Raw genomic sequence first — 24638 nt, 5'->3', positions numbered from 1 at the left:
GTTCACGGGCGGGGCCCGACGGCCGTTCGCGTCGGGCCGCGCCCGTGCCACCCCAGGGAGGAGGCGGGATGCGCGGGAATCTGATCCGGAACCTTTCGTTATTCGATGTGCCGCAGGGCCTGACGTACTTTGTGCACGGCGAGGACCACCTCGTGGTCAATCCGGAGGTGGCCGCCCGGTGCGTTCTGACGGAACGTGAGTTCCTGGTCCTCCAGGCCCTGGCCGCCGCCCGGGCGCGCGGGGAGCAGCCGGTGCTGGAGCCGGACAGCGGGACGGAGCGCGCCCTCGCCAAGCTCATCCTGAACTGGATCGTCTACTTCAACGGCAACCGGCCCACGGTCAAACTCGCCGAACCGCCCCTGAGCTTCGCCTACTACGCCATCACCGACGGCTGCAACCTCCGGTGCCCCTACTGCTACGCGTCTTCGGAGAAGTGCCTGCCGGGCGAGCTCGACACGGCGGAATCGCTGGACCTGGTCTCGCAGATCGCCGACTTCGGCACGGGGACCATCGTCTTCACCGGCGGTGAGCCGATGCTGCGCAAGGACCTGTTCCGGATCGTCGAGCACGCCAACAGCAGTGGCCTGAAGTCGAACATCATCACCAACGCGACGATGATCCGGACCGAGGCGACAGCGAAACGATTCGCCGAGCTCTTCAACGCTGTCACGGTGAGCCTGGACGGAGGCACGGCCGAGACCCACGACCGCACCCGCGGCAAGGGCTCGTTCGCCAGGACCCGCCGGGCCATCCAACTGCTCAACGAAGCGGGCGTGAAGCCGGCCATCAACCACATCGTCACCTCGGACAACGTCGACGAGCTGGAGGGCTTCGCCTCCTTCCTCGACGGGATCGAGATCCACAGCGTTCGCCTGATGAACCACAACGACCTGGGCCGGGGCGCGAGCGACGAGGACGACTTCGGATGGCAGGACCACCTGCGGGTGCAGCAGCTGGTCTGGACCTCACCGGTCGCGGGCAAGTTCCGGCCGGACGGGCCGAGACCGGTCTCCCCCTGCTCGGTCAAGGGCAACTGCGGGATGGGCGGCAACGAGATCTACATCAACTCCCTCGGCGACATCTACCCGTGCAAGCTCGTCACCAGCAAGGCCGACCACGCCGGCAACATCAGGAAGCAGCCGCTCTCCGAGATCTTCAACAGCCCGGTCCTGACCTCGATGCGGCGGAGCACCGTCTTCGGCGGGGAGTTCCACGCCGACTGCGAGAAGTGCTACATCAAGGCGGCCTGCGGCGGCGGCTGCCGGGCCGCGCACATGTCGGAGTCCGGGGACCTGCGGCGCAACAGCCGGCACCTGTGCCGGATCCTGCGGCACGGCGTGACGACGCAGCTGTGGACGGAAACGGGCGTGACCCGCGCCCAACTTGCCGCAGGGGACCTCGACATGACGGTGCCCCGGATGGTCGCGACCGGCGAGGTGCACGAGGTCCACGAGCAGTGGAAGACCTACGTCCGCACCCCGCAGCCCGCGATCAAGGTCGGCGAACTCATTCCCATCATGCCGGTGAACAGGAGGCTGGGCGATGTCCCTGCACATCAGTGAGGCGGTCATCTGGCAGGAGACCCCGGACGGGGTCTCGCTCTACCACACGGAATCCGGAGACTTCCGGACCCTGAACGCGACCGCCGCGCAGATCTGGGTGCTCGTCGAGAGCGAAGAGGACCGCGAGAAGGTCGGCGGGAAGCTGGCGCTGCTGTTCGCCGGCCACAACCCTGTGATGACCCGGCGCATCCGCGCGGAGGTGGACGCCTTCATCAGTTCCCTGGTCGAGGCCGAACTGATCGAGGAGACCTCGGACCAGCCGGCCGGCCGCCCGTGACCCAGGCCGTCGTCCTCGGCGGAGGCTTCGCCGGCGTCCTGGCGGCCACGGTGCTCGCCCGGCACGTCGGCGAGGTCACCGTGGTCGAAGGCGGCCGGTACCCGCAGGGTCCGGAGCCGCGGCCGGGACTGCCCCAGGCGTTCCACAGCCACGTGCTGGTGACCGCCGGAGCCGAGGCCCTGGAGACCCTCCTCCCCGGCACGCAGGCGGCGCTGGAGGCCCGCGGGGCGCACCGGCGCGGCCTGACGGACGGGGCCCTGATCCTGAGCGCGGGCGGCTGGTTCCGCCGCCAGGAAACCGGCGCCCACCTGATCTCGTGCAGCCGGTGGCTCATGGACCACGTCATCCGCGAGCGGGCGCTGTCCGGCGGCACGGTGACGGTGCGGGAGCGCACCCGGGTCCTGGGGCTGGCCGGGGACGCCTCGCGCGTCACCGGCGTCCTCCTGGCGCGCGAGGACGGCTCCACCGAGACCCTGCGCGCCGACCTCGTGGTGGACGCGACGGGCCGCCGCTCGCGGGCCCCGCGCTGGCTGGCCGCGCTGGGCGGGCCCGCCGTCGAGGAGGAGGTGGTCGACCCCGGGCTGGCGTACTCCACCCGGATCTACCGGGCCCCCGCCGCCCTCGCCGCCCGGATCCCGGCGGTCATGGTGCACCCGGACCCGCACCCCGGGAACGGCCGGTCGGGCCACGGCGCGACGCTGTTCCCCGTGGAGGACGGCCGGTGGACCGTCACCCTGACCGGCACGCGCGCCGCGGCGCCGCCGGTCGACGGGCAGGGCTTCACCGACTGCATCCGTGCGCTGCGCTCACCGGTCGTGGCCGAGCTCCTGGCCGAGGCCGAACCGCTGGGCTCCGTACGCCCGTTCCGGGCCACGGCGAACCGCCGGAGGTACTTCGAGCGCGGGCCCCGACCGGAGGGCTTCCTGGCCCTCGGCGACGCGCTCGTCGCCGTCAACCCGGTCCACTCCCACGGAATGTCCGTCGCCCTGCTCGGCGCCGTGCGCATCGACCGCGAGCTGGCGCGCACCGGCGCCGTCCCCGCCGCCTTCCCCGCGCTGCAGGCCGCCCTGGCGGAGGTGGCGGAGCCCTCGTGGCGGATGGCCACCGAGCAGGACCGCGAGGCCGCCGCCGAAGACGGCGCCGAAGACGGCGCCGGGGACACCTCCGGGGACGCCGCCCGGGCTGCCGGGCAGCTGGTACGGGCCCTCATGTCCCGGGCCGTGCTCGGCAACCCGGCCTTGATGACCGACCTCTTCCGTACGCAGACGCTGCTTCCCCGGCGGTCCGGGCGGTCCGGATCCCACCCGCCCCCGCACCCCGCGCCCTCCGCCGGATCGGGGCCGCCGCTCGACACCGACGAGGCGGTCGCGCAGTTCCCCGTACTCGCCCAGTGGTGGTTCTCGGGGCGCCGGAGCCGGAGCCCCGCCCTGGAGGAGACCCGTGGCCACTGACGGCGTACCGCTGATTCCGCACTCCGTGCTGTTCGGGAACCCCTCGTACCTCGTTCCCGAGATCTCGCCGGACGGGACCCGGCTGCTCTACCTGGCCCCGGAGGACGGCGTCCTGAACGTGTGGACGGCTCCGGTGGACCGGCCGGACGAGGCCAGGGCCGTGACGCACGACCGCGGGCGCGGCATCCGGACGTACGGGCTGTGCCACGACGACCGCACCCTGTTCTACCTGCGCGACGGGAACGGCGACGAGAGCTGGAAGCTCTACCTCGTCGACCTCCTCACAGGCGAGGAGCGCTGCGCCACACCGTTCGACGGGGTCCAGGCGCGGGTACTGGCCCACAACCGGTGGCACCCCGGCACCATCCTCCTGGGACTGGACAGGGACCGGCCGGGGCGGCACGACGTCTACCGCCTGGACCTGCCGACGGGCGCCCTCACCAAGGTCGCCGAGAACCCCGGGTACCTGAGCTGGATCATCGACACCGACCTGCGGGTCCGCGGCGGCACGGCCCTGACGCCCGACGGCGGGATGACCCTGCGCCTCCACCCCGCGGACGCTCCGGACGGGGAGGGCACGCCTCCGTGGCTGGAGGTGCCCTACGAGGACGCGATGGGCACGCGCGTCGTCGGCTTCGCCCGCGACGGCGCCACCTGCTACCTCCTGACCTCACTGGGGGCCAACGCGAACCGCCTGCACGCGGTGGACGTGGCGAGCGGACGGCGGACCCTGCTCGCCGGGGATCCGGTGTACGACGTCAAACAGGTCGAGACGGACCCGGTGACCGGTACGCCGCAGGCGGTGCTGTTCGCCAAGGACCGCGACGAACGGGTGTTCCTCGACGGGGAGTTCGGCGAGGACATCGGCCGGATCCGCGGCGCGCTCGCGCTCCTGGACATCGACGGCGAGATCTACGTCGACCGCACCGACCGCTCCGGACGGCTGTGGACGGTCTCGGTGGTCACCGGGGCCGGCCCGGTCCTCTACTACGTCCACGACCGCGCGGACGGCACCCTGCGCCACCTCTTCAGCCACCAACCAGAGCTCGAACGCTACCGGTTGGCCAGGATGGAGCCCTTCGAGTTCACCGCACGCGACGGGGTCTGCGTACACGGCTACGTGACCTGGCCGCCGGGGGCCGACCGCAAGGCCCTGCCCGCGGTGGTCAATGTCCACGGCGGGCCGTGGGCCCGCCACACCTTCGCCTTCGACGAGGAGGCCCAACTCCTCGCCAACCGCGGCTACGCGTGCGTACAGGTCAACTTCCGGGGCTCGACGGGCTACGGCAAGGACTTCCGCAACCTGGGCGCCAAACAGTGGGGCGCCGCGATGCACAGCGACCTGCTCGACGCGCTGGACCACCTCGTCGCCGCCGGGAGCGTGGACCCCGCCCGGGTCGCGATCATGGGCTGCTCCTACGGGGGCTACGCCGCGCTGGTCGGCGCGGCCTTCACGCCGTCGGTGTTCAGCTGCGCGATCGACCTCTGCGGCCCGTCGAACCTGTTGACGATGCTGGCCGCCGGGGCGCCCCGGCGCACCCCGCTGCGGGCGTTCATGCACGCCCAGGTCGGAGATCCGCAGACCGAGCGCGAGATGCTCTGGGAGCGGTCGCCGCTGTCGCGGGTCGAGGACATCCGCATCCCGGTCCTCGTGGTCCAGGGTGCCAACGACGTCCGGGTGCCCCGGGAGGAGGCCGAGCAGCTCGTCGCGGCCCTGGAGGCCAAGGGGCTCCCGTACGAGTACCTGCTCTTCCCCGACGAGGGCCACGGCCTGGCCCGGCCGGCCAACCGGCAGGCCTACTACGCGGCCGTCGAGCGGTTCCTCGCCGCCCACCTGGGGTGACAGCCGCCGCACTCCCGGGCCATCCGCGCCGCGGGCGGCCGCGTCATCCCGACGTCAGGGCCGCACGCAGCAGGTTCGGCAGGTGCAGGCGCGTCTCCGCCTCCTCGTGCGAGGCCCGGACGAGCCCGCAGGCCATCAGCGCGCCCAGCTCGTCCACCACCCGGGTCAGCGGCAGGCCCAGCGCCGCGGCCGCCTCGGTGACCGTCGGCGCCCGCTCGAACCGCACCAGCTCCTCCAGGACCGCCCGCCGGGCGGCGTCCAGATCCTCGAACCCGGAGCGGATCATGGAGCCGACCGTCCCGGGAACACCCGCCGACCACGCCGGGACCGGCAGATCGAGCAGATCGGGCGCGGGCGCGTCCGCCAGCCGCGCCAGCGAGAGCACCCGGAACCTCGCGGCCACCGCCTCCAGGGCCACGGGCAGCCCGTCCAGCCTCCGGCACAGCCGCACCACCGCCTCGGCGTCGTCCCGGCCGAGGACGAACCCCGGCCTGACCTCAGCCAGCCGGTCGACGAGCAGCCGCACCGAGGGCACCTGGGCCAGCGCCTCCAGCGACCTGGTGGCCTCCCAGTCGGCCCCCGGCACGGCCAGCGGCGGGACCACCGTCCCCTGAACACCGGCCACGTGCCAGGGCGCGCGCGAGGTGCTGACCACGCGGACCCCCGGACAGTGCGTCAGCAGCTCCTCCACGCCGGCCCCGCACCGCGCGTCGGCGACCCCGTCGAGCACGAGCAGCACCTCGCGGCGGCCGATCAGCCGGCAGACGGTGGAGACCTCCTGGGCAGCCTCCTGTGCGCCCGATTCCACGAGCCGGCGGAGCGAGGCCGTCACCGGGCCGAAAGCCGTGCCGGGACCGTCGACGGCCACCGCTCCCGACCCGATCCACAGCACCGGCCACCCCCGGCGCGCACTCAGCCGCGCCGCCAGCTCCGCGGCCACCCGCGACTTCCCCACCCCGGGAAGCCCGGACACCGAGACCATGCGCCGGTGGTCCGACTCCAGCCCGCCCGCCATCGCCCGCACCTCGGTGTCCCGCCCGATCAGGGCGTTGACGGACCGGGGCACGGCGAGAGCGGGATCGCCCCCGGCGGGCCCCCGCTGCTGGCTGCCCAGGGCCGCGGTGACGAAGAGCTCCCGGGGCAGCCCCCCGAGCCGCAGCGCGTCCGCGAGCAGCCGGACCGTCTGCATCCGTGCGTTCACCCGACCCGACTCCAGGGCGCGGATCGTGCGCGGGCTGATCGTCGAGAGATCGGCGAGCGTCCGCTGGGTCAGCCCGGCCTGGACCCGCTTGAAGCGGAGCAGTTCGGGAAACGAAGGGGCCTCGGCCTCGGCTCTGTGAACCATGGGCGGAGCGTAGGAGGGGCCCGTTCCACAGGCGTCTCCACCAGCGTCTCCGGCGCGTCGCCGACCCGTCTGCGGTGCGTCTCCTTCGGCCGTCAGACCGGCTTCGAAGCGGAATGCGCACGTCGGTCCAGCAGATCCAGACAGATGCCGAGCAGGGAGACGGCCAACGGGTCGGACACGTCCGTGACCGCGTGCTGCGACAGCCGCGCCAGCAGGTCGCCCATGCGCGGCACCGCGGTGGCGGCCCGTTGGCTGCGCCGCAGCAGGGCGAGGCTGAGCGCGGCCTGGGTCGCGAGCAGCCCCAGCAGCTCGATGTCGTCTAGCTCCCGGCCGGGGGCGCCCGCGTCGCGGGTGTGGCGGTCCAGTACCTCGATCACACCGATGCACTCTCCGTCCGCGATGAGCGGGGCGGCCATGATGCTCGCGGGAACGTACCCGGTGGACGCCGCCGCGTCGCGGGCGAACTGGTCGGTCCCGCCCACATCGTCCGTGATCAGGGGCTGGCCGCTGGCCGCCACCCAGCCGGCGATGCCGGTGCCGGGCTCGAACCGCTTGCCGACGAGGCCCTGTTCGCCCTCGCCCGCGACCGCTGCGAAGATCAGCTCACCGGTGTCGGGACTCACCATGAAAACTGACGAGGCGGCGGCTCCGTAGATGTACCGGGCCACCGAGACCACGGACTGGAGCAGTTGGCTTTCGGTCTCCATGAACTCGGGTGACCAGGACGTCATTTTCCCCCTCCTCGGGGTGCTACGTTCGCGGCGCAGTGGTACAGGACGCTCTTGAGCTGGAATGGCGTGAGCCAGGGATGCTTGCCCAGGACGAGCGCCGCGATCCCGGCCATGTGCGGGGCCGCGAAACTGTTGCCGGTGTTACGCACGGTGCCGCCGCCGGGGCTGGCCACCGGTACCCGCACCCCGCGCGCGCGGAACTCGACCGGGGGAGCCGCGTTGTAGTAGAAGCGCATGCCGTCCGGCTCCGCGTGGCTGGCGACCGAGACGACCGAGGCGAAGTTCCACGGGAAGCTCTCGATCGGCAGGTTGTGCGCGGCGGCCACCACCGTCGTCCGGCGGAAGTAGGCGCGGTCGCACAACTCTCCCAGCCGGTCGCGGAATTCGGTCCTGTTCGTCGACAGGCTCATGCTGATGACGTCGAACCCCTCCTCGATCGCGAAGGCGAGTCCCGCGATCAGCGCGGAGGCGCTGCCGGACCTCCCGTCGCCGAGCACCTTCAGTGAACTCAGCGACACCCCCGGCGCGATGGAGCGGATGATCCCCGCACAGGCGGTTCCGTGCCCGGCGCCGTCGAGCGGCTCGCACTCCTCCACGCGCGGCGCCCGGCCCTCGGCCGTCACCACCTGCCAGGCCGCCGCGACCGGCCCGACCAGCGGATGGGCCGCGTCGACCCCGCTGTCGAGCACGCAGACGCGTACGCCCTCGCCGCTCGCACCGCCCCAGGCCCACTCCGAGTCGATCCCCTCGAACAGCACCGCGGGCACGGGCTCGCCGGGGCCGCCGTCGGCCGGCATGCTCCAGGCCGGCATCCCGGAGGCGTGCGGCAGCCGCTCGCGCCGCCAGGGCGTGTCGCTCACATCCATGCCCGCACCGCCCCCAGAGGTTTCGTGGCACCGACGGCGGCGTAGTTGTCGGCGGCCAGCGCGGCCATGGTGCGGGCACCCGAGGGGTCGCCCAGGAGCCGGTGGGCGCGGGCCAGGTCGAAGCAGACCTCGCCGCGCAGACAGGGGTCGTCGATGTTCTCCAGCAGCGCCACCACCTCGCCGCGCATCGGATCGGCCCGGCCCTCCCCGGCGGCGATCAGCACGGAGGCGGACATGCACAGGATCCGCCCCCGCACGTCCATCCGGTCGCGCTGGGACAGCAGCGCCGCGATCCGGCCCGCGGCCCCGCCCGTCCCGTCGCGGCGCGCGCCGCCAGTCCCCTCGCGGCGCGCGAACTCGCGCGCCGCCTGCACCCGCATGGTCAGCGCCGTCGGTACGTAGCCGGCCCGTTCGAGGGCGTCCGCCGCGCCGCCGAAGCGCCGCTCGGCCTCCTCGTGCTCGCCCTCCAGCGAGGCCGCCAGACCGGCCACCTGGTCGACCAGGACGCCCCCCAGGGCCAGCCGGAGCTGCTCTACCACCCATTCGGCCTCGGCCAGCGCCGCGCGGGCCCCGGCACGGTCCCCGGTCAGCGTCAGGCAGCGGGCCCGGGCGGCCAGTGCGGGCAGCGCCAGGAACCGGTCCGCGGCGAACCGCTCCAGGAGCTCCGCGCAGCCCGAAAGCTTCTCCGCCACGGGAGTCGCGGACCACTGCCGGATCTCGCACAGGGCCACCAGGAGGCGGTCCTCCTCGTACGGATCGCCGATGCCCCGGGCGTGCCCGAGCGCGGTTTCCGCGGCTTCCTCGGCCGCTCCGAACCGGCCGTGGTCCAGGTGGAACAGCATCCGCAGCTGCTCGAACCGGCACCAGGCGAAGCGGTCGTGCCCGCCGGTGAGTTCCGCGCGCACCTCCTCGACCTGTGCGGCGGTGATCCTGCCCAGCCGCGCCGCCAACAGGTACCGCTGGACCAGACAGGGCCCCCCGACCCCGTCGCCGCCGAGCGATCCGTCCGCGACCACGTCCAGGGCGAGCCCGGTGTCCCCGGCGAGCATCAGGGCGTCGCTGAGCCGGATGGCCGCGACGGACCGGCACGCGTCCGACCCCTTCCGCGCCAGTACGAGGGCCCGTTCGAGCAGTCCGATCGCCGTCGGTACATCGCGCTGCCGCAGCGCCACGGTGCCCTCCGACAGGAGCGCCTCGGCGGCCCGTCGCGTCAGCCCCGACAGCTCCGCGTCGTCCGGGCGCAGCCCCGTCAGGAGTCGCGCGGCGGCTTCGAAGTGGAAGCCGGGACCGAAACCGCGCTCGGCCAGCCGCCGGTGCCAGGCGATGCGCTGCTCCTTCTCCAGCCGCCCGTACGCCACTTCGTGCACCGCCTGCTGCACGAAGCGGTAGCCGCCCTCCTCCGGCGTGCCGTGGACCAGCCCCCGTGCCACCAGCGCGTCCACGCCCTCCGCGGGCAGGTCCTCGCCGAGCAGCGCGAGCTGCTCCAGGGTGAACGAAGGGCCGATCACCGAAGCAGCGCCGAGCAACCGACGGGCAGGCAGCGGAAGTTGATCGATCATGGCGCCCACCATGGCGGTGATGGTCGGCGGTACCCGGTCGACGGTGCGCCCGCCGCCGAGCCAGTCCATCATCAGCCTGATGTACAGCGGGTTCCCGGCGCTGTAGTCCAGGACCCGGTCGACCAGTTCGAGGGCGTGCAGTTCCACCTCGCCGGCGTCCCTCCGCGCGGCCAGCGAGAGCGCGAGCTGCGCACTGTCGGCCGGGAGCAGCGCCCCGACGTCGATCACCTGCTCCTCCGGGCGGGAGGGGTCCGCTTCCCGCACCGCCAGTTCGGACCTGGACACGCAGACCGTCAGGAGCGGGATGTCCCCCAGTCCTTCGGCCAGTTCGCCGATCAGTCGCAGGAGGGAGCGCCCCGCCCACGCGAGGTCGTCCCACACCACGACGAGCGGCCGGGATGCCGCGGCGGTGAGCAGTTCGCGCGCCGCCCAGGCCACCTCCTCCACCCCCGGACCGGGAAGGGCGTCGGCCCCGCGGGGGAGCGAGGCTTCGCGAAGTCCGTCCAGCACGGCGGCGATCCGGCTGTCGGCCCGCAGCAACTCCGCGCTGGAGGGCGCCTGTCGGGTCAGCCCGTCCAGCACCTCCACGAGCGTGGAGTAGACGCCGTCCGCACCGTAGGAAGGACAGCTCGCGAACACGGCGATGGGCTCCGCCCCGGACGCGACGAGGTCGTCCACGGCCTCCCGCACCAACCGGGTCTTGCCGATGCCCGGCGGCCCGAGCACGGTCACCATCGCGGGCCGCCGATCGCGGGCCACCCGCTGGTAGATCAGGCGCAGCCGGCGCCGTTCGGCGCTGCGGTCCACCATGGGGGAGTCCTCGCCGGTACGGGCGGCACGGGCCGTGCCCGTCACCAGGAGCACGGGTACCGGCTCGGCCTTGCCTTTCAGCGCCACCGGAGGCACCGGGGTCATGGCGTAGTGCGTACGGGCCAGGTGCGCCACGGTCTCGTTGACGATGATCTCCCCGGCCACCGCGAGCGACTGCAGCCGCGCCGCCAGGTTGACCACGTCTCCGACCACCCGGATCCCGGCCCGCGCCGAACGCGTCACCAGGGCCTCGCCGGCGGCGATGCCGCAGTGCACCTCGACCGGCGCCGCGTCCGCGGCCGGTGTGCGCAGGCCGCGGACTTCGACGCGGATGCGGGTGGCCGCCCGCAGCGCCCGCAGGGCGTCATCCTCCCGTGAGGTGTCCGCGCCGAAGACCGCCATGACGGCGTCGCCGATGAACTTCTCCACGACCCCGCCGTGTTCCTCCACCGCGACCGAGCAGATCTCGTAGTACTGGTCGAGGAGCCGCTGCAGGGCCTCCGGATCGACCCGCTCGGCGAGCCGGGTCCATCCGACGAGGTCGAGGAAGAGAACGACCACCAGTCTTCGGCTCACGCGCGGTCCTCCTCCAGGGGCAGACGGCACTTCGACGACGGGCCCTCGGGCCCGTGGCCGCCGCCCGGAGGGGCGGCGGCGGTGTCAGAGCATCTTCAGGTCGTGGGCCCACACCTCCGCGTCCGCTCCGGAGTCCGCCTGGTTCAGCCGGTGCTGGACGGCCACGATGACGGCGGCCTCCTCCTCGGTGAGGTGCGCGAGCACCTCGCGCTGCGCCGTGCTCAACTGGTCGACGGGGAGCCCCGCTTCACGCAGAGCGGTCAGAGGATCGAACACGTCACTCACCCCATTCACGGGACCGCACGGGGGCGGCCAGACATCGATCGGCAGGATCCGGTGCACGTAGCAGTAGGCCACCAGCTCCGCCCTGTTCTTGCACTTGAACCGGTCGAGCAGGACGCTGATCTCCTCTCCCACGGTGTGTCTGCTCAGGCGCAGCGCGCGCGCCACGCGGTCGGTCGTGTGTCCCCGCGCCACCATGGCCACCAGCATCAGGCCCCGGGTGGACATCTCGGGGCCCCGGATCGACGTCACCAACACGAGCTCCTCACGACGTACTCCGTACGAACAACTCGCGCACCATCACGGCGGCCATGAAGGAGACGCCGTGCCAGCCCGCCTTGCGTTCGAACCACAGCCAGTCCCCGTCCGGGTTGGCCTCCAGGAACACCGGCTCCCCGGTGTCGGACACGAGCAGGTCGAACGCCCCGTAGCGCAGCCCCCACGCGGCGCACAGGGTGCGCACCGCCTCGGCCACGGGACCCGGGCAGTCCACGCGCGTCACCTTGACGCTGTCGGGATCCGTCATCGGGCTCGACGGGTCGGGCTTGTCCACCTGGAAGGCGCAGATCCCGCCGTCGACCTGGTAGACGCGCAGTTCGCGGGCGTGGGCCACGTACTCCTGGACGACGACCGGACGCCCGTCGGCCGAGACCCTCGCGGCCGGGACGCCCCCGGCCGGGATCCGGGCCGCCCGCTCGGAGCCGACGACCGCGGGCAGGCAGCCCGGCCAGTTCCGCGGCTCCGGCTCGAACAGCCGGAAGTCCGGGGTCTTGACGACGAGGACCGGCGCGCCGACCCGACGCGCCCCCGCGGGGACGTCGTTGGTGAGCACCGTCCGGGGCGTACGCACGCCCAGCCCGCGGGCGTCCACCAGCTGGCCCGGCCCGACGAGGCTCCCGCCGGGCAGTGCGACGCTCGCGGCCGACGCCACCTGACGCAGGAACCCGGACCAGGACTCCGCCTGCAACGGGGTCACCGAACCCGCCGGCCGCGCTTGCGCCAGCAGCGCGCAGGCCGAGCCGTGGCGCACCCAGACCACGGCGGGCCGCACGCGTCGCCCGGCGACGTCCAGCAGGCCGGTGTCCAGGTCGAGTGCCATGGGCGTCGACGGGATCTCGTCCTGACGGATCAACAGGGTGGGTGTTTCCAGTGGCCCCGTCAACGCGTCGCGAACGACCTCCAATTCACGGCCGCCCGCGCAATTCACAAGAACCACAACGGATTTGACGTCGCGGTGCGCCGGATCCTCTGAACGGCTCATGCAGCCGATGTTAGCCACGGCTTCGCACGCCGGGCGGCAGAGCAGGGGCAGCTCAAAGGCAGCTTGGGCAGGGCCCGTCGCACCACGGGCCGACAGGCGTAACGTCCACCCGCAGCAACACGATCGACGATCCTGAGAAACATCAAGTCGCGGGGTGGAAGGGAGAGATCGTGGCGGATGGTGTGGTGAACGCCGAAGAACTCACCAAGAGATATCGCGGGAAAGAGACGCCGGCCGTCGACGGTATTTCGTTCGACATCGCCAAAGGCGAGACCATCGGTCTGCTGGGGCCCAACGGGGCCGGCAAGACGACCCTGATGAAGATGATCTGCGGCGTCACCCCTCCCACGACCGGGAGGATCCGGGTGTTCGGAGCCGACCCGGCCCGTGACCCGGTCGCGGCCAAGACCGGGATCGGCGCGATGCACCAGTCCGCCCCCTACGACGAGATGCTCTCCGCCCTGGACAACCTGCTCATCGCCACCCGCTTCAAGGGTCTGTCCTGGCGCACGACCCGCCCCTGGGCGCTGGAGGTGGCCGAGTACCTCGGCCTCAAAGACGCCCTGTCGCGGCTGGTCTTCCAGCTGTCGGGGGGACAGCGCCAGCGGCTGCAGCTGGTACGGGCCCTGCTGACCATTCCCGAACTCCTGATCCTCGACGAGCCGTCGGCCGGCCTGGACGTGGCCGGGCGGCACGAGATCGAGCGCTTCGTGCGGTGGCTGCGCGAGGAGAACGGCATGACCGTGATCTGGACCAGCCACATCATCGAGGAGCTGGAGCGCAACGCCGAGCGCGTCCTGGTCATCAACAAGGGCAAGGTGGTCCGCTTCGCCCAACCGAGCGAGCTGGTGCGGGAGTTCGGGGGTGCGCATCTGCTGGTGAAGGTGGACGACGCGGTCGGGGCCAAGGTCGTCAGGGAATGGGCGGGCGCGGCCGGACTCACGGCGACGGCGCAGGACGCCGAAGTGCGCATCGAGAACGCGCAGGTACGGGACGTGCTGCCGCAGCTCTCACGGCACTGCCACGACTCCGGAGTGGCGATTTCGGGGATCTCCACCGTCACCGACTCGCTGGAGAAGGTCTTCCTCCGTATGACCGGGAATGAGGGCTGAAACCGTGACCGACCTGGGTTTCAAGAACACCGCGCCGGTGGGGAAAGGGAAGCCGGCCGACTTCGCCGCGGTCTTCTACCGTGAATACGCGCTCCTCGCCCGCAACAGGGTCAACCTCATCCTCGGCCTGACCCCCATGCTCGTGTACCTGCTGCTGGTGAACACCTCGCTCGGAAACGTCGTCGGGAACATCGTCTACCGCGGCGAATCGCTTCCGTTCTCCGTGTTCCTCCTCCCCATGGTCCTGTCGATGTCCGTGGTGAGTGCATCGGGGACGACCGGAATGGCGATGTTCCAGGAGGAGATGAGCGGGGTGTCCACCCAGCTCTGGAGCTGGCCGCTGCGCCGCTCGCGCTTCCTCGCCGGCAAGCTGCTCGCCGGAGTCTCCCTGGTGCTGGCGCAGAGCGTGCTGGCCCTGGCCGTCGCCGCGATCATCTTCGACTACCCGTTCGAGGCCTCCCACTGGATCTGGCTGCTGGTCGCGCTGACCCTGTCGTCGGTGGCCTTCAACGGGCTGTACCTCGCGGCGGCGGTCCTCATCAGCGACTACCGCACCTTCATGGTGCTCACCAGCATCTCGGTGCCCGTCCTGGTCTTCGCCGCGCCGTCGCTGTCCACGACCCAGCAACTGCCCACCGTGCTCCAGTGGATCTCCACCGTGAACCCGGTGACGTACGCGGTCACGGGCATGCGCGACGCCGCGATCTTCGGCCTGGACAAGGCCTGGCCGTCCCTGACGGTCCTGGCCGTCGTGGCCCTCGTAGCCAACGCCGTCGCCGCCCGCGCGCTGCTGCGGCGCACCCGCAACCTCTGACCCGCAGGGAGTCGCTCACCGTGCAGACCGAACAATCCGCGCTGTCCTGGCTCGCCTCCCCACGAGACCTCTCCGTATTCCGCCTGCCGGGTACGAACAGGGCCCGACTGCCCGCCGCCACCTGGGAGATGGCGAGCCGGGCGGCGGCGAAGGTGGGCGTCACCCGGGTCGCCGACATCACCCGGCTCGACACCATCGGCATCGCGACCTTCCAGGCCGTCCGGCCGCTCTCCAGAACCCTCGCCGTCTCCCAGGGCAAGGGGATGACGCCCGAGCTGGCGAAGCTGTCGGCGGTGATGGAATCGGTCGAGACCTGGCACGTGGAGCAACCGGTGCGGCCCGCCCTGAGAGCGGCCCCGCGCGACATCGGCGCGGAACTGGGCAGCGAACTGGGCTACGACGTCCACGCCCTGCCGCCCTCTGCACCGAGCCTGCTGCACGACGGCCTGCCCCTGGACTGGATGGCGGCCCGCTCACTGGTCGACGGCGCGCGGACGTACGTACCCGTGGACGTGGTCCGGCTGAGCCTGGAGGAGAGAACCGACTGGAACCCGCCGGTGTTCTTCGAGTCGACGAACGGCCTGGCCGGCGGCAACACCCTGGTGGAAGCCACCCTCCACGCGCTCTGCGAGGTCATCGAGCGGGACGCGATGACGGCGGCCGTCGCGGCGGGGGGCGAGATGGGCGTACGGGTCGACCCGCGCAGCTCGGGGTCGGCGGAGGCCGAGGAACTGTGCGCGCTCATCGAGCGGGCCGGGGTCACCCTCGAAGTGCGCCTCGTCCCCTCACCCACCGGCCTTCCGTGCTTCCTGGCCTGGGTCGCCTGCCACGACTACCCGGCTCCGATGTTCGGCTTCGGATGCCATCTCCACACCGGGATCGCCCTCACCCGAGCCGTGTCCGAAGCGGCCCAGGCCCGGCTCGCCTACATATCGGGGGCCAGGGACGACCTCAAGGAGGACTTCGCCGCCGCGGACACCGACCGCCTGAACAGGGCGCACACGGCCCCGGCGGCCGACATCCCGGACCTGGTCCGGGAACCGCCCCGGCACGACGGCCTGATCGGCGATCTCGAGTACGTGGTGCGGCAGGCTGCCGAGGCCTTCTCCCACCCGCCCCTCGTGGTCGACCTGACCCGCGACGAGATCGGTGTCCCGGTCGTCAAGGTGGTCGCACCGGGCAGCCGCGTGTCTCCGGAGGTGCTGTAGTGAGTACTTCTCAAGTGAGTGCGTCCAGGGTGGTCGTCTACGTCGGCCCGACGCTCTCGGCGGCTGATGTCCGCGCGGTGCTCCCGGACGCGGAGGTCCGGCCCCCCGCCGGCCGGGGCGATCTCCTGGCGGACCAGTGGCGGCCCGGAGACGTGGCCGTCATCATCGACGGCTACTTCCGCGAGCGGCGCTCCGTCGGCCACAAGGAGATCCTGCAACTGCTCACCGAGGGCGTGGACGTGGTCGGGGCCGCGAGCATGGGCGCGCTGCGCGCCGCGGAGCTGGGGCCCTGCGGCATGCGGGGCATCGGCACCGTCCACGAGATGTACACCTCGGGGGAGATCGACGGGGACGACGAGGTGGGCGTACTGCACGGCCCGGCCGAGACGGGCTACCCGCCGCAGACCGTGGCGCTGGTGAACCTCCGGTACGGCTGCGCGGAGGGAGAGGAACTGGACCTGGTCCAGGCCGAGTCAGGGCGCCGGATCGTGGCGGCGGCCGCGGCCATGCCGTTCACCCACCGCGGCTGGAAGGACCTCGAACGGGCGGTGGAGGAAGAGGACCACGCGGCACTGTGGACGCTGGAGGAGATGATCGGCTCCGGCGTCTGGGACCTCAAGCGGCTCGACGCCCTGGCGGCGCTCGCCGTGGTCGCCTCGGGCGCCGCGACGCCCGCCCCTGCCGCCGCCCCCGTGCCCTTCACCGGGATCAGCCGTACCCAGTCCCTGGTCCGCGGCACGCGGCGGGAGTACGCCCCCGGCCGGTGGATGTCGGACCTCGACGTCCTGGACGCGGCCCGGCTGTTCGACGCCGACTACCCCGCGCTGCACGAGGAGGTCCTGACCGGGATCCTGACGGACCTCGCCGCGGCCCGGGACATGACGCCCGAGGCGTACGCGACGGCCGGACTGGGGCTGGACGGGAGCACCCCGCTGCCGGATTCCCTGGCCCGCTGGTTCACGGAGGCGGAACGCGAGCACCTCACCGGCGAGGAGCGGGCCCGGCTGCTCATGGTCCGGGTGTGGCCCGTGTGGCAGTCGATCGACTGGAGACCGGCGGTCCTGACCCGGCTGCGGGCATCCGGGCGCTGGGAGGACTGGTGCGATCTCGTGGCACAGGCCGACGAGGCCGCGCAGACGGCCGGCGCGCGGCTCGCGGTCCCGCCGCCGGTGATGTGCGCGAAGCTCTTCCTGCGCCACTGGCTGGGGCGCGGCACGACACCGGATGCCGAGATGGCCCGCCGGGGATTCTGCGGCCCTGACGAACTGGGCGGCGCGGTAAGGCGGTTCTTCGCCTTCGACATCCGCCGGGGCCGAAGCCGGGTGAACACCTCCGCGCGATGAGCCGCCGGTTTTGCCGGGACCTTCCGTTCCGCTGGCCCGGTGCTGTCCTGGCGCTACCTGCCATTGGTGAGGCTGAGCTTGTCCATCGGGACCACCGGGACGACAAGCTCTGCCTCGACCGAAGACGCAGGAGTTCACCCATGAAGCGCACGATGTCCCGCCGTACGACGCTGGTTTCCGGTGCGGCCCTGGCCGCCGCCCTCGGTGTCACGGCCGTCGCCACCACGGCTTCCGCACAGCCCGGCAACCCGCCCGGCCAGAGCCGGTCGGGCAAGCCCACGCAGCAGCAGATCGCCGGGCTCTTCGACCAGTGGAACAAGGCCCTCGCGACGGGCGACTCGAAGAAGGTCACGGCGCTCTACGCGCCCGACGCCGTGCTGCTGCCCACCGTTTCGCCGAAGATCCGTACCAACCACGACGAGATAGCCGACTACTTCGACGAGTTCCTCGCGAAGAAGCCCGTCGGGAAGAAGATCGAGACGATCGTCGAGGTCCTCGACCGGAACACCGCGATCGACACCGGCCTGTACCGCTTCACCCTGACGGACAAGACCGGCAAGAGGGTCGACGTCGACGCCCGTTACACCTACGTGTACGAGAAGATCGACGGCAAGTGGCTGATCATCAACCACCACTCCTCGGTGCTGCCTGCCGCAAGCTGATCCGCACGCACAGGCCGCCGCCGGGAGCGTCCGCGAGAGCGACGCTCCCGCCGTCGTCCATCACCAACTGCTTGACGATGGCCAGGCCCAGCCCGCTGCCGCCCCGGCCGGTCAGGCCCTGACCGCGCCAGAAGCGGTCGAAGGCACGGGCCTGGTCGGCCCCCGACATCCCCGGACCTTCGTCCGCGACCGTCAGGACCACGCACTCGCCGTCCTGTACGACGCGGACGGTGACGGCGGCGCCGTCCGGGGACACCTCCAGCGCGTTGGACAGTACGTTGTCCAGGACCTGTTCGAGATGGCCCGCACTGGTCAGCACACCGAGCCGCTCGTCCACCGGCCGGGCCGCGAACCGTACGCCCCGCTCGTCGCCGACCGCCCGCCAGACGTCCAGCCGCTCGGCCACCAGCTCGCCCACCGCCACCGGCTCCGCCGCCGAATGCCGGGCCTCGGCGCGCGCCAGTACCAGCAGCCCGTTGACCATGCGGCTCATCCGGGCCACCTCGCCGATGGCCTGGTCCACGTCCTCGCGCACGAGGTCGTCGTCCGTGCCGTCGGCGATGTTGTCCAGGGACAGCCGCAGCGCGGTGAGCGGGGTGCGCAGCTGGTGGGAGGCGTCGGCGACGAAGATCCGCTGGGCGCGCAGGAGGGTGTCGAGGCGCTCCGCCCCGGTGTTCAGGGTCTGGGCGAGGGTCTGGGTCTCGGGCGGCCCGGTCACCGGGCTGCGCGCGGTCAGGTCGCCGTCGCTGAACTTGGTCGCCATGTCGTTGAGTTGGCGCAGCGGACGGGTCAGCCGACGGGCGAACATGGCGCCGATGGCGGCCGCGACCGCGAGGACGCCCAGGGCGAGGAAGGCCCGGAAGCCCCAGATCCGCCAGAGCCTGGCGTTGAGGTCGGCCGTGGGATAGCTGATGCGTACGGCGCCCACGACGCGGCCGTCGGAGGTCCGCGCGGGGACCGTCGTGACCAGGCCGTCCGCCCCGCCGAGTGCTTCGGCCGGTCCCCAATGCGTCGAGGCGCGGCCTTCCAGGGCCCGGTCGAAGGCCGGGTCCCCCGGCGCCGGGGGCAGCGGCAGCGGGGTCACCGCGCCGTGATCGGCGGTGACCACGTCGGCCACCCCGGGGGTCTGGTCGCGGTAGGCCCCGGCCAGCGTGGCCAGCGCCCGGTGGGACGGCAGGTCGTCGGCGGCCAGCAGCAGGGCCATGGTCGCGGCCTCGCGGTGTACCGATTCCTCGGTGTCCTCGCGGAGTTGGGCGGTGAGGGTGAAGGCCACCGGCACCGTGAACGCCGCCAGCGCGACCGCCACCAGCAGGACGTAGCTGACGATGAGCTGCCGGATCAACCGAGGTCTCCTCGCGGAGCGGGGGAGGGGCCCGCACCCGGATCCGGCGCCGGGTCGGCGACCACGATCAGCCGGAAGCCCACGCCGCGGACCGTCTCGATCGCGACCGCTCCGGCCAGCTTGCGGCGCAGGGCGCCGACGTGGACGTCCAGGGTTTTCGTCGGCCCGAACCAGTTGGCGTCCCAGACCGCTTCCATGATCTGTTCCCTCGTCATCAGGGCGCCCGGCGCCTCGGTGAGGAAGGAGAGCAGGTCGTACTCCTTGGGCGTGAGCACGACCTCCTCCCCGTTCAAGTACGCCCGGCAGGCGATCCGGTCCACGGCGAGCCGCCCGTGGACCTCGGGCTCGGGCTTCGCCGCGGCGGCCCGGTCGCCGCCCGACGGCCGCACGCGCCGCATCACGGCCCGGATCCGGGCGATGACCTCGCGCACCCCGAAGGGCTTGGAGACGTAGTCGTCCGCGCCGATCTCCAGCCCCACCACCCGGTCGGTCTCGTCGCTGCGCGCGCTGATCACGATGATCGGTACGTCACCGCGTGCCCGCAGCTCCCGGCACACGTCGAGCCCGTCGGTGTCCGGCAGCCCGAGGTCGAGCAGGACGAGGTCGGCCGGAGCGGCCGCGAGGGCCCGGCTGCCGGTGCTGACCCAGTCCACCTCGTACCCGTAGCGGATCAGCCCGCGACGCAGTGATTCGGCCACGGGCTCGTCGTCTTCTACCAGGAGTACGCGCACGCCCTCAGGCTACGTGGACGGTGATCGCGCCCAGCCGCCCAGCCGCCCACCGCCCGGCCGCCCGGTCAGCCCGTCCCGTCCCCGGTCCACGGACGGAGCTTCTCCGGGTTGCGGACCGCCCAGATACGGGTGACGAGGCCATCGGTGAGGCCGAAGGCCGCCACGGTCACGGTGGTGCCCGAGAGCTGGGCGACCAGGCCGGGTTGGCCGTTGACCGTGCGCTCCAGGAGCGTCAGTCCGGGGGCCTTGTCCGCGATGTGGATCAGGTACTGGGCGATGCGCTCGCTGCCCTCGACCGGGCGGAGCGCGGCGCCGACCAGTCCGCCGCCGTCGGCGATCATCGTGGCGTCGGGGGCGAGGAGGCCGACGAGGGCCTTGATGTCCTTGGCCTCCCAGGCCTCCTTGAAGTTCCGAACCAGGCCTGCCTGCCCGGCGGTCGGAGCCGCCGGAGCCCGCGCGGCCCGGACGCGCCGCCGGGCCGAGGCGGCCAGCTGGCGGCAGGCGGCCGGCGTCCGGCCGAGGATCTCGGCGACCTCGCCGAAGGGGTACCGGAAGACGTCGTGCAGGACGAACGCCACGCGTTCGGCGGGGGTCATCGCCTCCAGTACGAGGAGGAAGGCCATGTTCACCGACTCGTCCAGCGTGACCCGGTCCGCGGGGTCGCCCGGCCCGGCCGCGCCGCCGTCCGCCGGCCCGCCGATCCACTCCGTACGGTCGGGAAGCGGCTCGGGTATCCATTCGCCGACGTAGCGCTCGCGCCGCACCCGCGCCGAGCCGAGCAGGTCCAGGCAGACGCGGCTGGCCACCGTAGTCAGCCAGGCGCCGGGGGACTCGATGGCCTCCTGCTGCTCCCGCGACATCGCGTACCAACGGGTGTAGGTCTCCTGGACGGCGTCCTCGGCCTCGGCCAGCGAACCCAGCAGCCGGTAGGAGAGGTTCATCAGCTGACGCCGCTCGCCGACGATCGCACTCAGGTCCGGCTCAGACCGGTGGTGACCCGACTCGGCTGGCGTGCTCATGGTGACGGCCGCTCCCTCGTTCTTCTCGTCGGCGCTCCGCCTCACATTTCGCGGGGCTGCGTCGTCGGACCGTCGAGACACTACCGATCCATCGCCGCGAGGCAGAAGAAGGGACCACATCATGGTCACCCAGACGACGGCAGTTCCGCGCGGCCGCACGTTCCTGCAGGTCTCGATCGCCCTGCAGACCCTGGCCGTCTTCTTCCAAGCGGCCACCGCCGGACTGCTGTTGTCCTCTTCCCACGGCGAGCTGCTGCACGGGATCGGAGCACGCGTCATGTACGGCGCGACCATGCTGTACGTGATCGCCGCGATCCTGGCCTGGCGGCCGGGCGGTGGCTCCCCCCGCCCGATCCTGTACTCGTCCGGCTTCCTCGTACTGGCCTCGGTCCAGGTGGTGTTGGGCGTCGCCCGCATAGCGACGTTCCATGTCCCGCTGGGCGTCCTCATGTTCGGCCTGAGCGTGCTGCTCCTGGGCCAGGCGCTGTCCGCACGCCTCTCCGGGAGCTCCGGCATCCGTTCCTAGGGGTGGGGTGCGGGCTTCAGGGGGCGGGTGGTGCCCGGCAGGCAGGTCACGGCCGGGTTGTAGGTCTGGAAGGCCCCCTTGGGGTTCTCCTTCCAGAGCCACATGTGCATCGCGTAGTGCACGGGCTGGCCGCGGAAGTGGCCGCGGTGCGGGCCCGTGAACTTCTCGCCGAACATCGAGGGGCGGTCCTCGTCCGTGGCCACGTCCTGGTCGCGGTCGTAGACCACCCACTGCACACCGACGAGGCGTTTGCCGCCGAGCCCGTCGTCCTCGTAGAACAGCGCGGCGGGCTTCGCCGGGTCGACGGAGTTGTCGTACGCGTGGCGGAAGTGCGGGTAGCCCAGGGCGCCCGTTCCCGCGCGGTCCGCGATGCAGTACTTGTCCGGGACGTAGCCAGCCTTCACCGCGTTGGCGTGCCGCTGGTACGGGGCGGTCGCGCGGTAGACGATCGCCCGCTCGGCGCCGGCCCAGCCGGTGTCGGTACCGACCGCGGACGTACCGACCGCGGACGTACCGACCGCGGACGTACCGACCGCGGACGTACCGACCGCGGACGTACCGACCGCGGACGGGCCGGATGCGGACGCGGTGGACGCGGAAGCAGTGGTGGGAGCGGCGGTGGCCACCAGTGCGAGGGTGGCGGCCGCCGCGAGGGTCAGGGTGGAACTGCGGGCCATGCGAGGACTCCTCGGTGGCGGACTGGTTATCAGCAGCATGTATCCCGGTTCCGGGGCACGCCACGCGGCCGGTCCGGACGGCTGACCTCCCGGCGCCGCATCTGGCGGAGCGGTCTGACTCGAACGAACCAAGGACCGTTTCGTGACGGGCCTCCCCGGGGAACCGGTGTGTGCACAGAACACCGAGGTCACGGAGGACGCGGAGCATGACGCAGGAGAACGCGGCACCGACCGGGGACGAACCGCTGGATGAGCTCGTGTCGGCCGTGTCCAGGGGCGCGCCCGAGTTCCGCGCTTGCCCGTACCCCGTCTACGCGGCCCTGCGCGAGCAGGCGCCGGTGTGCCGGCTGACGCCTGCGCACGGGGTCGAGACCTATCTCATCAGCCGCTACGACGACGCCCGGGACGCCCTGTCGGACCGGCGCTTCAGCAAGAACATGCGCGGGGCCATCGACACCTACCACGCCGTGTTCGGCAGCTTCTTCGACGCGCTCGACGACAACGTGCTGTTCTCGGACCCGCCGCGCCACACCCGGCTGCGCCGCGTCCTGCGGAGCGCCTTCACCCCGCGGCGGGTGGAGGACATGCGACCGCGGATCACGGAGATCGCCGAGGAACTCCTGCGGGAATGCCGCAAGAGCGAAACGGTGGACCTGATGTCCGCCTTCGCGTTCCCGCTCCCCATCGCGGTCCTGTGCGAGCTGATGGGGATCGCCGAGGCCGACCGGCCCGAGATCCTGGAGCAGTTCGGGGTGGTGACCCGGTCGAGGTTCAACCCCGCGCTGAAGGCGGAGCTGAAGGCGGCCGAGGGATGGCTGCAGGAGCGGCTGGGCCAGATCGTCTCCCACACCCGGGCCAACCCGTCGGACTGCTTCCTCAGCGACCTGATCACGGCGGAGGAGGGCCTCGACGACGCGGATCTGGTCTCGTCGATGTGGGTCCTGTTCTTCGCCGGCCACAAGACCACCGCGTACCAGATCGGAAACTCCGTCCTCGACCTGATCCTCCATCCGGACCAGCTGGCGAAGCTCCGCAGGGAACCCCGGCTGATCCACGGCGCGGTCGAGGAACTCGTACGGTTCGACGGTTCGGTGGAGACCTCCACCTTCCGGTACGCGGCCGAGGAGGCCGAGATCCGGGGAACCGTGATTCCCAAGGGTGCGCTGGTCCAGATCGCCCTCAACTCGGCCAACCGGGACGAGGAGAAGTTCGAATCCGCGGACGTGCTGGACGTGACGCGCGAGGGGATCCAGGGAATGCACCTGGGCTTCGGCCACGGAACGCACTACTGCCTGGGAGCCCCGCTGGCACGGCTCGAACTCGAGATCGCGCTCTCCTGCCTGCTCCGGGAGTTCCCGGAGATGGAGCTGGCGGACGAGGAGCAGGGCGCGGGCACCTGGCTCAAGGGGCCCGTGGCGGCCTTCCGCGGTCTGGAACGTCTCCTGATCGTCCTGGAGCCGCGGCCGGCCGGGGAATTCGCCCTGGCACCGGTGGCCTCCGCAGAGTAGACGAGAGCGACGGGCGGTTCTTTGGCATGCGCAATTCTGGGAGTACGACCGGCCCGGGGCTCGGAGCGGCCCCTCCGGAGACGGCCGGAGCCCACGGAGCCCGGACGAAGATCGACATGCACCATCACTTCTGCGCGCCCCAGTGGCGTGCGTGGGCCGAGCAGCACGGGCTGATCGAGCCCCAGCAGCTGCCCCGATGGGCGTACCTCGACACCGAGGCCGCCGTCGGCTTCATGGACCGCGCGGGCATCTCGACGGCCGTGCTCAAACCCATGCTGCCGGCCCGCTACCGCTCGTCGGCGCAGCTGCGCGAGGCCGTCAACATCACGCTGCACTCGATGATGGAGGTGGTGAGCGCCTACCCCTCCCGGTTCTCGTTCTACGTGCCCCTCTTCCTGGACGACCCCGAGGCGTCCTCCTGGGCGGTCCGCCGCGGCCTCGGGCAACTCGGCGCCGTCGGGGTGAACGTGACGGCCAACTACGACGGGGTCTACCTCGGGGATCCCGGCTACGACCGGATCTTCGCCGAACTGAACGAGTTCTCCGCCGTGGTGGACACCCATCCGCACCATCTGCCGGGCGGCCGGCCCGGGGCGATGACGGTTCCGGGCGTTCCGAACTTCCTGTGCGACTTCCTGCTGGACACCACCCGGGCCGCCGTCAACATGATCAGCAACAGGACGCTGGACCGGTTCCCCGACCTCTCCGTGATCCTGCCCCACGCCGGCGGGTTCCTGCCGTACATCGCCAACCGCATGCAGGCGCTCGGCCGGTTCTGCGATCCGCCGGTCGATCCCGCCGCCGTCCGCGACCACCTGGGCCGCTTCTACTACGACACGGCGGGCCCCATGGAACCGGCCGCGACGCTCCTTGCCCATGTGCCCGCCGACCACGTTCTGTTCGGCACCGACTGGCCCGCCGCTCCCGCGGACACGGTCCTGGACCAGGCGATCCCCGCCCTCGACGCCGACGGGGCCTTCACCCCCGAGCAACTGAGCGGGGTCTACTGCGAGAACGCGCTGCGTCTGATCCCGCAGCTGGCCACGGTGTAGGCCGACGACCAATGGAGCCCGCGCCCGGATCCGGGCGCGGGCTCCATTGCTCTGGGCGGGCGAATACGGGCCGCGGGCAGT

The 24638-nt window shown here is 72.0% G+C and carries 22 protein-coding genes; 12 read left to right on the top strand and 10 right to left on the bottom strand.

Features of this window, described 5'->3' with window-relative positions; translation table 11 throughout:
* Positions 1–68: 68 nt before the first annotated feature.
* From stsB to OG490_RS02710, 4 genes are read left to right on the top strand one after another with little or no spacing between them, the layout of a single operon-like run.
* Positions 69–1562 carry a StsB family radical SAM/SPASM domain sactipeptide maturase gene (gene stsB, locus OG490_RS02725; RefSeq protein ID WP_330294657.1) on the top strand — a complete coding sequence of 498 codons (1494 nt, stop codon included), beginning with the start codon at positions 69–71 and terminating at the stop codon, positions 1560–1562.
* Complete coding sequence (locus OG490_RS02720; protein WP_330294656.1) at positions 1543–1839, top strand: PqqD family protein; 297 nt, start codon at positions 1543–1545, stop codon at positions 1837–1839. Before stsB ends, OG490_RS02720 begins: the two co-directional genes overlap by 20 nt.
* The gene (locus tag OG490_RS02715; RefSeq protein ID WP_330294655.1) at positions 1836–3290 is read left to right on the top strand and encodes an NAD(P)/FAD-dependent oxidoreductase; all 1455 of its coding nucleotides are present in this window, start codon (positions 1836–1838) and stop codon (positions 3288–3290) included. The genes OG490_RS02720 and OG490_RS02715 overlap by 4 nt, the downstream gene beginning before the upstream one ends.
* Positions 3280–5133: a S9 family peptidase gene (locus OG490_RS02710; protein WP_330294654.1), complete on the top strand. Its 1854-nt coding sequence runs from the start codon at positions 3280–3282 to the stop codon at positions 5131–5133. The genes OG490_RS02715 and OG490_RS02710 overlap by 11 nt, the downstream gene beginning before the upstream one ends.
* Before the next feature lie 43 nt (positions 5134–5176).
* Here the strand turns inward: OG490_RS02710 and OG490_RS02705 are convergent, their stop codons facing one another.
* The 6 genes from OG490_RS02705 to OG490_RS02680 all read right to left on the bottom strand — a co-directional run bounded on the left by OG490_RS02705 (position 5177) and on the right by OG490_RS02680 (position 12434).
* Positions 5177–6478: a helix-turn-helix domain-containing protein gene (locus OG490_RS02705; protein WP_330294653.1), complete on the bottom strand. Its 1302-nt coding sequence runs from the start codon at positions 6476–6478 to the stop codon at positions 5177–5179.
* Positions 6479–6570: 92 nt separating this feature from the next.
* Positions 6571–7209, bottom strand: coding sequence for a GAF domain-containing protein (locus tag OG490_RS02700; RefSeq protein WP_330294652.1), 639 nt, complete (start codon positions 7207–7209; stop codon positions 6571–6573).
* Complete coding sequence (locus OG490_RS02695) at positions 7206–8075, bottom strand: S8 family serine peptidase (RefSeq protein WP_330294651.1); 870 nt, start codon at positions 8073–8075, stop codon at positions 7206–7208. The genes OG490_RS02700 and OG490_RS02695 overlap by 4 nt, the downstream gene beginning before the upstream one ends.
* Positions 8066–11020: an AAA family ATPase gene (locus OG490_RS02690; RefSeq protein WP_330294650.1), complete on the bottom strand. Its 2955-nt coding sequence runs from the start codon at positions 11018–11020 to the stop codon at positions 8066–8068. The genes OG490_RS02695 and OG490_RS02690 overlap by 10 nt, the downstream gene beginning before the upstream one ends.
* Before the next feature lie 84 nt (positions 11021–11104).
* Positions 11105–11554: an aroma-sacti cluster domain-containing protein gene (locus OG490_RS02685; RefSeq protein ID WP_330294649.1), complete on the bottom strand. Its 450-nt coding sequence runs from the start codon at positions 11552–11554 to the stop codon at positions 11105–11107.
* A gap of 13 nt (positions 11555–11567) precedes the next feature.
* On the bottom strand, positions 11568–12434 hold the full coding sequence (locus OG490_RS02680; protein WP_330294648.1) for a hypothetical protein: 867 nt from the start codon (positions 12432–12434) through the stop codon (positions 11568–11570).
* Positions 12435–12733: 299 nt separating this feature from the next.
* On the opposite strand from OG490_RS02680, the gene OG490_RS02675 reads away from it, so the two are divergent.
* The 5 genes from OG490_RS02675 (at position 12734) to OG490_RS02655 (ending at position 17702) form a co-directional block, all read left to right on the top strand.
* A complete protein-coding gene (locus OG490_RS02675) occupies positions 12734–13675 on the top strand; it encodes an ABC transporter ATP-binding protein (protein WP_330294647.1) in 942 nt (313 codons plus the stop codon).
* Positions 13676–13679: 4 nt separating this feature from the next.
* On the top strand, positions 13680–14489 hold the full coding sequence (locus OG490_RS02670; RefSeq protein WP_330294646.1) for an ABC transporter permease: 810 nt from the start codon (positions 13680–13682) through the stop codon (positions 14487–14489).
* Positions 14490–14509: 20 nt separating this feature from the next.
* A complete protein-coding gene (locus OG490_RS02665) occupies positions 14510–15697 on the top strand; it encodes a YcaO-like family protein (protein ID WP_330294645.1) in 1188 nt (395 codons plus the stop codon).
* A gap of 14 nt (positions 15698–15711) precedes the next feature.
* Positions 15712–17040 carry a TfuA-like protein gene (locus OG490_RS02660; protein ID WP_330294644.1) on the top strand — a complete coding sequence of 443 codons (1329 nt, stop codon included), beginning with the start codon at positions 15712–15714 and terminating at the stop codon, positions 17038–17040.
* A 140-nt stretch (positions 17041–17180) separates the two neighbouring features.
* Entirely contained in the window at positions 17181–17702 is a 522-nt protein-coding gene (locus OG490_RS02655) for an SgcJ/EcaC family oxidoreductase (protein WP_330294643.1), read from the top strand.
* Here OG490_RS02655 and OG490_RS02650 read toward each other — a convergent pair.
* The 3 genes from OG490_RS02650 to sigJ form a co-directional block, all read right to left on the bottom strand.
* Positions 17665–19044 carry a sensor histidine kinase gene (locus OG490_RS02650; protein ID WP_330294642.1) on the bottom strand — a complete coding sequence of 460 codons (1380 nt, stop codon included), beginning with the start codon at positions 19042–19044 and terminating at the stop codon, positions 17665–17667. The genes OG490_RS02655 and OG490_RS02650 overlap by 38 nt on opposite strands.
* A complete protein-coding gene (locus OG490_RS02645; protein WP_330294641.1) occupies positions 19041–19775 on the bottom strand; it encodes a response regulator transcription factor in 735 nt (244 codons plus the stop codon). Before OG490_RS02645 ends, OG490_RS02650 begins: the two co-directional genes overlap by 4 nt.
* Before the next feature lie 65 nt (positions 19776–19840).
* A complete protein-coding gene (gene sigJ, locus OG490_RS02640; protein ID WP_330294640.1) occupies positions 19841–20794 on the bottom strand; it encodes an RNA polymerase sigma factor SigJ in 954 nt (317 codons plus the stop codon).
* Between the two features lie 121 nt (positions 20795–20915).
* Between sigJ and OG490_RS02635 the strand changes: the two genes are divergently transcribed.
* The gene (locus OG490_RS02635; RefSeq protein WP_330294639.1) at positions 20916–21320 is read left to right on the top strand and encodes a hypothetical protein; all 405 of its coding nucleotides are present in this window, start codon (positions 20916–20918) and stop codon (positions 21318–21320) included.
* Here OG490_RS02635 and OG490_RS02630 read toward each other — a convergent pair.
* Complete coding sequence (locus OG490_RS02630) at positions 21317–21997, bottom strand: hypothetical protein (protein WP_330294638.1); 681 nt, start codon at positions 21995–21997, stop codon at positions 21317–21319. The two genes, OG490_RS02635 and OG490_RS02630, sit on opposite strands and share 4 nt — an antisense overlap.
* A gap of 206 nt (positions 21998–22203) precedes the next feature.
* Here OG490_RS02630 and OG490_RS02625 point away from each other — a divergent pair, with 206 nt between their 5' ends.
* Positions 22204–23505 carry a cytochrome P450 family protein gene (locus OG490_RS02625; protein WP_330294637.1) on the top strand — a complete coding sequence of 434 codons (1302 nt, stop codon included), beginning with the start codon at positions 22204–22206 and terminating at the stop codon, positions 23503–23505.
* Between the two features lie 26 nt (positions 23506–23531).
* Positions 23532–24557 carry an amidohydrolase family protein gene (locus OG490_RS02620; RefSeq protein WP_330294636.1) on the top strand — a complete coding sequence of 342 codons (1026 nt, stop codon included), beginning with the start codon at positions 23532–23534 and terminating at the stop codon, positions 24555–24557.
* Positions 24558–24638: the final 81 nt, after the last annotated feature.

The sequence above is a fragment of the Streptomyces sp. NBC_00503 genome (genome assembly GCF_036346895.1).
Lineage (GTDB): Bacteria > Actinomycetota > Actinomycetes > Streptomycetales > Streptomycetaceae > Streptomyces.
Note: the sequence above shows the minus strand (reverse complement) of the source record. Positions and strands in the feature narration are given on the sequence as shown.

Coding starts and splice junctions, on each gene's coding strand:
- OG490_RS02720 (WP_330294656.1), top strand. CDS start 1,543: ATGTCCCTGCACATCAGTGAGGCGGTCATCTGGCAGGAGACCCCGGAC.
- OG490_RS02625 (WP_330294637.1), top strand. CDS start 22,204: ATGACGCAGGAGAACGCGGCACCGACCGGGGACGAACCGCTGGATGAG.
- OG490_RS02620 (WP_330294636.1), top strand. CDS start 23,532: ATGCGCAATTCTGGGAGTACGACCGGCCCGGGGCTCGGAGCGGCCCCT.
- sigJ (WP_330294640.1), bottom strand. CDS start 20,794: ATGAGCACGCCAGCCGAGTCGGGTCACCACCGGTCTGAGCCGGACCTG.
- OG490_RS02655 (WP_330294643.1), top strand. CDS start 17,181: ATGAAGCGCACGATGTCCCGCCGTACGACGCTGGTTTCCGGTGCGGCC.
- OG490_RS02700 (WP_330294652.1), bottom strand. CDS start 7,209: ATGACGTCCTGGTCACCCGAGTTCATGGAGACCGAAAGCCAACTGCTC.
- OG490_RS02630 (WP_330294638.1), bottom strand. CDS start 21,997: ATGGCCCGCAGTTCCACCCTGACCCTCGCGGCGGCCGCCACCCTCGCA.
- OG490_RS02705 (WP_330294653.1), bottom strand. CDS start 6,478: ATGGTTCACAGAGCCGAGGCCGAGGCCCCTTCGTTTCCCGAACTGCTC.
- OG490_RS02695 (WP_330294651.1), bottom strand. CDS start 8,075: ATGGATGTGAGCGACACGCCCTGGCGGCGCGAGCGGCTGCCGCACGCC.
- OG490_RS02635 (WP_330294639.1), top strand. CDS start 20,916: ATGGTCACCCAGACGACGGCAGTTCCGCGCGGCCGCACGTTCCTGCAG.
- stsB (WP_330294657.1), top strand. CDS start 69: ATGCGCGGGAATCTGATCCGGAACCTTTCGTTATTCGATGTGCCGCAG.